Here is a 7,287-nt window from a genome sequence, read left to right as displayed (position 1 = left end):
CCGTTGAAAGTCTCGATCTTGGCTTCACAGCCGGCCCGCAGGCTTAGTCCTGAACATAACAACGCTTGCGGGTGCCGGGCGCCGGGTCGCCGAACGTATCGTTGTCGCAGTCGACGCCGTCGCGGAAGACACCTTCTTCATATTGTCCGATCGTCCCGTAGCGAACGCGCTTGCGGCCGTAGAAGTCACAGAACTGGTTCTCGTTTGCGCAAACAACCCACCTGTTGCGACGAGGTTCACCGTATTCGCCACCATTGTCGCGACCGCCTCTGCCGCGTTGCACGATGTAGCACTCCTTGCGCAGGCCCGGTGCCGGGTCGCCGAATACGCGATTTGAGCAGCGCACTGCCGGTTCATCGATAAAGCGCGATGTGGTCCTGCCTTGCGCGCCGTAGACGACTTCAGCCGGGAACGGCAGCCGACATGTGCCACCTTCCGATGCGCAGCGGACCAGGCGCTGCTGTTGAGCGGAGGCAGGGCTGGGGGTGAACGTCGACACGGTCGCAGCAAGACCAGCGACGCAAATGGATGCGAAAGCCGTCCGCATCGTAAGGGTGTGGGCGATTGACACTGGATATATGTCCTTGGTTCGTTGTGCTGATCGACGTTAAAAGCCGCGTCTTGAACGCATGATGAACGAGGCTTATTAGCGATTGGTCGTTTCCTTGGCTGCCCTTTTTTGCTTTGGGAAGCGCAGCGCCGCAATCAATGTTGGCCCTACCGATTGCCAAATTGCCCTACCAGGACGCCGCAGCCTCCGCATCTGCCGCCCATACCCCAGCGTCCGCAAGGGCTTGCGCAGCAAGAATGCAAGCTTTCGATCCATTAGAGATATCTTATTGAAATGTTAGAGGAAATTCCGTCCACAGCCGCATGACGTCAATAACTAGACTCTTTTAATCATGTATTGTACCTCGCGGTCGTTCAAACGGAATCGCAAGTACCATCATGAAATTCCCAAGCCTGTTTGCAGCGGCGCTGGTCTCCAGCACCGCTCTCTCCTCCTATGCGCTTGCGCAAGCCCAACAGCCCATCATCGAATTTGAAGGCAACCTCGCCTACGGCCAAGGTGATGGCGGGCTCGGCATCTTCATGCCCTTCCTGCTCGACAGCGGCGACGGCGTCTTCTTCGATGCCAGCGGCAGCTTTATCGAAGGCTCGGCGCGGCAGGCGTCGTTCGGCATGGGCTACCGCCACCGCTACGGCAATGACTGGCTGCTCGGCGCTTATGGCTATCTCGACATCTTCAACAGCGACCTCGGCAATAGCTTCCACCAGCTGTCCTTCGGCGCGGAAGTCATCGGCAACAGCTTCGAGGCGCGCACCAACGTCTACCTGCCGCTGACCGACGCCAAGCAGGTCGAAAACCTGAGCCGTGCCTTCATCTCCGGCAATGAGCTCAAGTTCCAGGGCGGGCGCGAAGTCGCGCGCGGCGGCGCGGACATCGAAGCAGGCGTGCGCGTTCCGATCTTCCCCGACGACATGAAAGCCCAGATGAAGGTTTTCGGCGGCAGCTACTGGTATGAGGGCGACGGCATCGACGACACATTGGGCGTCAAGGCACGCGCCGAACTCACCTTCGCCGGCCTGCCCGGCGTTTCCGGCTCGACGCTGTCGCTTGGCACCTCGGTTTCATACGACAACGAAGACCGCACGGAGTTTGGCTTCACCGCCCGCCTGCGTGTGCCCCTTGGCGGCAACAGCAACAGCAAGGCAGCCTTCGACCCGATGTTCCAGCGCGTCGAGCGGGCCGATTTCGTCCGCACCCATGCTGGTGCTACGGGCGCTGTCGAGGCGGCGGAATTCGTCTCGAATGGAAACGCTATCGGCAAAGTCGTCAGCATCTCGGCCGCCACAGGCGACGCCGCGGCTATCAACGAGGCGCTCACCACCGCCGGCACCAATGCGCTTGTGCTGGCAAATGGCGGCATCTCGCTCGGCCAGACATTGCTGCTCGGCGCCGATCAGCACATGCTCGGCGGCGGCGGTTCGATCGCTGTGCGCGGCGCCAACAGCCGGCTTGTGGCCGCTTTCCGCAATGACGGCCAAGCGACGACACTCAGGGGTCTCAATCCCACTGCGAACGTCGTAACCATGGGCACCGGCAGCGAGGTCGCCAACCTCGCCATTTCAGGCGGGCTCGCGGGCATTGCGAGCAATGGCACCTCGAACATATCGATCCGCAACGTGGACATTTCGAAGACCGCCGGCGACGGCATCCGCCTCGACAACGTGGCTGGCGCAACCATCGCAGGCGCTTCCATCCACGACCTCTACATCTGTGACAACAACACCGCTTGCGAATTCGCGGTGGGCAAGCCGAACCTGGCACCCTTTGCCGCGATCAGCGCGCTCGGCACCAGCGGGCTCACGGTGCAGGATACCGTGATCGACAGCGTCACCTACGGCATCTTCGCCGGCAGCCGTATCAATGACAAAGGCTGGCCACCTGTCATCACCAACGCGGCCAACGACATCACCATCGACAATGTCACCATCTCCAAGTCCCGACGCGAGGGCATCTTGCTCGTCGCAGCCAACGACGTTGAGATGAACAAGGTCACCATCGACAATTCCGCGCAGGGGCTCGACATGGATCTGGTGGTGCTTCAGGGCACCTCCGATGTGACCATCACCGACATGACGCTCAAGGGCGGGGTCAACGGGCTGATGCTCGTCACCTCCAGCACCTTGCCTGAGGAGGCCGTCACCACCAATGTACGTGTCGACGGGCTCAAGGTCGACGGCACGCGCAACGCCGGCATCTTCCTCAACCCGGTCGCCGGCATCAGCTTCAAGGATGTCACCATCACCAATGCTGGCACCTACGGTGCCTTCATCTATGGCAGCGAGTGGTCATTCCTGGGCGGTCCGGTGAAGGACATCGACTTCGGCAACATGCGGGTCATAGATGCCGCCAAGGCCGGGCTCTATTTCTCCGGCCCGGCCGAGAACATCCGCGGCGACGTCACCGTTGTCGGCACGCCACTCAATTGTCTCGCCGACCAGGGCAAGTGGTCAGCCACGTCGCTGACCCAGAGTGCCGGCTCGGTCCTGACGCTCAATGGCAACGAACTCGTCGCCAGCAAGCTGATGACCTCCTGCAAGTGATGATGACCGGCCCTCGCGACATCGTTCGCGAGGGCCACCCCATGGCAGAAAATCGCAGTTGCCTGCGCGCTCTGCTATAAGTGGCGGCGCCGGAAACGGAGGCCGCCGTGACGCTTGCCCCAAAACTTGTCCTGCTTGCCGTCGGAAGCACGCTGGTCAGCCTGGGGCTCGCGATTGTCGGCGCTGGTGGAATTAGTGCGTACTTTTCAAATCCGGCGCGCACCGCAGCCGTCATCATCACCATCGTTCTGTGGGTAGTCGCCCTTTTCAGCAACGCAAATCTCAGCCCCGGCGAACGGGAAGACCGCTCCGACCGCTGGGTGCTTGCGGCCTTCGGCGTAATCGCCCTGCTCAATGTTTTCCTGCCCGCCTACACCGACCGCCTCGACGTCTGGACCATCGGCGGCGACACCATCCGGTGGATCGGCGTCGCCCTGTTTGCCGCAGGCGGCATCCTGCGACTGTGGCCGGTCTTTGTGCTTGGCAATCGTTTCAGCGGGTTGGTCGCAATCCAGCCGGGCCACAGGCTGGTCACGTCAGGCATCTATTCCGTCATCCGCAATCCAAGCTACCTCGGCCTGCTGGTCAATTCGCTCGGCTGGGCGCTCGTCTTCCGCTCAGGCGTGGGCCTGGTGCTGACCGCGCTGACCCTCCTGCCCCTGCTCGCGCGCATCGCGTCGGAGGAACGCCTGTTGCGCGGACATTTCGGCGCCGAATACGACGCCTACGTCAGCCGTACCTGGCGCCTCGTACCCGGCCTCTTTTGAGCGGCGCTCACTCCTTCGGCGCAACGCATTGTTTGTCGCGAAACAGCGCCCATTCCTCGCAGATCCGTCCATCAGGCAGATGGCAGTAACCCAACGCGTTGCCGGCGCTGTCCTTGGTGATCTCGGAACGTCCGCCGATATTGCCGCAATGAACCGAAGCGGGGTTGGCCATGCCGATAGGGTTTTGCACCGGAGCAGCAGCAGCACCCATCATCACAAATGAAAGTGCGGCAAGGCCCGTCGCTGTTTTCACAAGCTGTCGCATCACACCCTCCAAAACAAAGAAACCCGGGTTTTGCCCGGGCTTCTTTTAATCCATCCTCAGCTGTCGAGGAAGCTTCTTAGCTTGCGCGAGCGGCTCGGATGCTTGAGCTTGCGCAGCGCCTTGGCCTCGATCTGGCGAATACGTTCGCGGGTGACCGAAAACTGCTGGCCGACCTCTTCGAGCGTATGGTCGGTGTTCATGCCGATGCCGAAACGCATGCGCAGCACACGTTCCTCGCGCGGGGTGAGCGAAGCCAGCACGCGCGTGGTCGTCTCGCGCAGATTGGCCTGGATCGCCGCGTCGATCGGCAGGATCGCCATCTTGTCTTCGATGAAGTCGCCGAGGTGCGAATCCTCCTCATCGCCGACAGGCGTTTCGAGCGAAATCGGCTCCTTGGCGATCTTCAGCACCTTGCGCACTTTTTCGAGCGGCATGGCGAGCTTTTCGGCCAGTTCTTCCGGCGTCGGCTCGCGGCCGATCTCGTGCAGCATCTGGCGCGATGTCCGGACGATCTTGTTGATCGTCTCGATCATGTGCACCGGAATGCGGATAGTGCGGGCCTGGTCGGCGATCGAACGCGTGATCGCCTGCCTGATCCACCAAGTCGCATAGGTCGAGAACTTGTAGCCGCGACGGTACTCGAACTTGTCGACAGCCTTCATCAGGCCAATATTGCCCTCCTGGATCAGATCCAGGAACTGCAGGCCGCGGTTGGTGTATTTCTTGGCGATCGAGATGACGAGACGGAGGTTGGCTTCCACCATCTCCTTCTTGGCCATCGCTGCTTCGCGCTCGCCCTTCTGCACCTGATTGACGATCTTGCGGAATTCCAGGATCGAGATCGCCGTTTCGGTGGCGAGGTTCTGGATTTCGGCGCGCAGGTCGCGGATGGCATCCTTCTCGTTCTTGGTGAACTCCTTCCAGCCACGGCTGGACAGGTTGGCGATCGAACGGGTCCAGTTCGGATCGAGTTCCGAACCCTGATACTCGCGCAGGAACTCCTCGCGGCGCACACCGTAGCTTTCGGCGAGACGCAGCAGCTTGCCTTCGTTCTGCACCAGGCGCTTGTTGATGTCGTAGAGCTGCTCGACAAGTGCCTCGATGCGGGCGTTGTTGAGCGACAGCGACTTCACCGCCTTGAYSAGCTGGTCCTTCAGCTCCTTSAGSCGRCGGTCCTGGCTCGGCGACAGCGTGCCGGCAGCAGCGAGACGGTTCTCGACCTGCTGGTCCTGCAGCTTGCGCAGCTTCTTGTAGGTGTCGGCGATGACGTCGAGGGTTTCCATGACCTGCGGACGCAGTTCCGCTTCCATGGCAGCCAGCGACAGGCTTGCCTCGTCATCTTCCTCGTCATCTTCTTCGCCGCGGGTGTCGGCGCCGACATTGGTGATGTCGTCTTCTTCATCACGGCCACCGCGACGCGACTTGTCGTCGGTCTTGGCCTTGGCGTCTTCGTCGACGCGCTCGACCACTGGCGCCTGCTTGGCCTCGGGGCCGGCATAGGTCGCTTCGAGATCGATGATCTCACGCAGCAGGATTTTTGCTTCGTTGAGTTCGTCGCGCCAGATGATGATGGCCTGGAAGGTCAGCGGGCTTTCGCAAAGACCAGCGATCATCGTCTCGCGGCCGGCCTCGATGCGCTTGGCGATGGCGATTTCGCCTTCGCGCGACAAAAGCTCCACCGAACCCATTTCGCGCAGATACATGCGCACGGGATCGTCGGTGCGGTCCGTCGGCTCTTTTTTGGTCGTGGTCGCAGCAACAGCCGTGCCAGTCTGCTCGGCCAGCTCGTTGGCGTCTTCTTCGGCGTCCGACTCGCTCTTTTCGCCTTCGGCTTCCTCGCCGGTCTCGTCGTCTTCGACCACGTTGATGCCCATATCGGAAAGCATCGACATGGTGTCTTCGATCTGTTCGGAGGTCACTTCCTCCGAGGGCAGCACCGAATTCAGCTCGTCCATAGTGACATAGCCGCGCTTCTTCGCGACTTTGATCATCTTCTTGACAGCGTCATCGGAAAGGTCGAGCAAAGGTCCGTCTGGGGCGCCTTCGCGTTCAGTCTCGACCTCTTCCTTTTCTTTTGTCGCCATTCTTCGCTTCTCCAGGCGGCCCGTCAGCCGCTTAAACTCTTAGACAGTGCAAATCAGATGCGCTCATCGAACCTGCGCCTGAACTGCCAGTAGCTGCACCTGTGTTAAGTCCAGATTAACCGTGATATCTGTGGCGGAATATCTTCCTGTCCAGTGACAAGCGCCCCAATCCGCATTTTCAGGCCATCGACACGACTGGCGGCCCGGCCGCCGGTTAACTTTTTCGAATCGACCTGATTCCGTCATTCCGTCGGAAGGTCAAGCGCCTCTCGCATGATTCGCACCAAAAAAGCGAATCAAATGCGGGATAATCGGTCCGCCGCGTCAGTTGCGACCGCTACGACCCGACGACACCCCGAAGCCTTCGATAAGCGCTTCGGTGGCCTGCACGTCATGAAACTGCGCCTGAACTTCCACCAGATGTCGGTAGTTTTCGTCGGTAGGATCGGTAGCCAGCGCGGCCTCGGCCTGTTTCAGCTCCTTATGTAAGGTGCGGGCGCTGCGGTGCAAGTGCAACGCCTGCGCGAAGGCGTCGCGGGCATCCTCGATCGCCGCATCCTCAAATGCCGTCCACTGCCGGGCGCGTCGCGCCAGCGCCACGGCACGTTCCCACATCTCGGCACAGGACGCGCGTTCGATCGCCGCCACCACCGCTTCGCGCGTATTGGCCTCGCCATGCGCCATGGCGTCGATCAGCACCGAATGCAGCTGCTTGAGATCGCCATGGCTGAGGTCGAGGCGTTCGACATGCTCGAAATTCTCGTCGATCAGCGAGGGGTGATTGACAAGCGCCACCACAAGGGCTGCCTCGCGCAACGGCATGATACCGCCGGCGCGCTTGACCATCGCCGAGCGCGCCAGGCTTTCGGACACGGCGAACCGGCCGGCCTTGGCGCCCGTGCCGCCCTTGTTCCATTGGCCGCGCTCGCCGCCCTTGTTGAACGACCCCTTGTTGCGGTCGCCCTGGCCCTGCTGGCGCCCGCGCTGGTTGCCGAAGAAATTCAGCACGCGTTCGCGCATCTCCTGCTGGTAGTGGTAGCGGACACTCTCGTCCTTGATC

The 7,287-nt window shown here is 61.2% G+C and carries 5 protein-coding genes and 1 pseudogene; 2 read left to right on the top strand and 4 right to left on the bottom strand.

Annotated features, from left to right (window positions below):
• Positions 1–43 precede the first annotated feature (43 nt).
• Positions 44–571: a hypothetical protein gene (locus AC1DUU_RS18535; RefSeq protein ID WP_476784870.1), complete on the bottom strand. Its 528-nt coding sequence runs from the start codon at positions 569–571 to the stop codon at positions 44–46.
• A 377-nt stretch (positions 572–948) separates the two neighbouring features.
• Between AC1DUU_RS18535 and AC1DUU_RS18530 the strand changes: the two genes are divergently transcribed.
• Complete coding sequence (locus AC1DUU_RS18530) at positions 949–3,111, top strand: right-handed parallel beta-helix repeat-containing protein (protein WP_476784869.1); 2,163 nt, start codon at positions 949–951, stop codon at positions 3,109–3,111.
• 107 nt (positions 3,112–3,218) lie between these two features.
• Positions 3,219–3,878, top strand: a complete 660-nt coding sequence (locus AC1DUU_RS18525) for a methyltransferase family protein (protein WP_476784868.1) — start codon at positions 3,219–3,221, stop codon at positions 3,876–3,878.
• Between the two features lie 7 nt (positions 3,879–3,885).
• Here the strand turns inward: AC1DUU_RS18525 and AC1DUU_RS18520 are convergent, their stop codons facing one another.
• From AC1DUU_RS18520 to AC1DUU_RS18510, 3 genes and pseudogenes are all read right to left on the bottom strand, one after another.
• The gene (locus AC1DUU_RS18520) at positions 3,886–4,143 is read right to left on the bottom strand and encodes a putative hemolysin (protein ID WP_476784867.1); all 258 of its coding nucleotides are present in this window, start codon (positions 4,141–4,143) and stop codon (positions 3,886–3,888) included.
• A gap of 56 nt (positions 4,144–4,199) precedes the next feature.
• The gene (gene rpoD / locus AC1DUU_RS18515) at positions 4,200–6,227 is read right to left on the bottom strand and encodes an RNA polymerase sigma factor RpoD (RefSeq protein WP_476784866.1); all 2,028 of its coding nucleotides are present in this window, start codon (positions 6,225–6,227) and stop codon (positions 4,200–4,202) included.
• Between the two features lie 324 nt (positions 6,228–6,551).
• Positions 6,552–7,287: pseudogene (locus AC1DUU_RS18510) on the bottom strand (DNA primase); the annotation flags it as partial.

It is taken from the genome of Aminobacter sp. P4_H6_2 (genome assembly GCF_056400805.1).
Note: the sequence above shows the minus strand (reverse complement) of the source record. Positions and strands in the feature narration are given on the sequence as shown.

Bases quoted from the DNA above. Each gene is read 5' to 3' on its own strand.
- AC1DUU_RS18530 (WP_476784869.1), top strand. From the start codon at position 949: ATGAAATTCCCAAGCCTGTTTGCAGCGGCGCTGGTCTCCAGCACCGCT.
- AC1DUU_RS18520 (WP_476784867.1), bottom strand. From the start codon at position 4,143: ATGCGACAGCTTGTGAAAACAGCGACGGGCCTTGCCGCACTTTCATTT.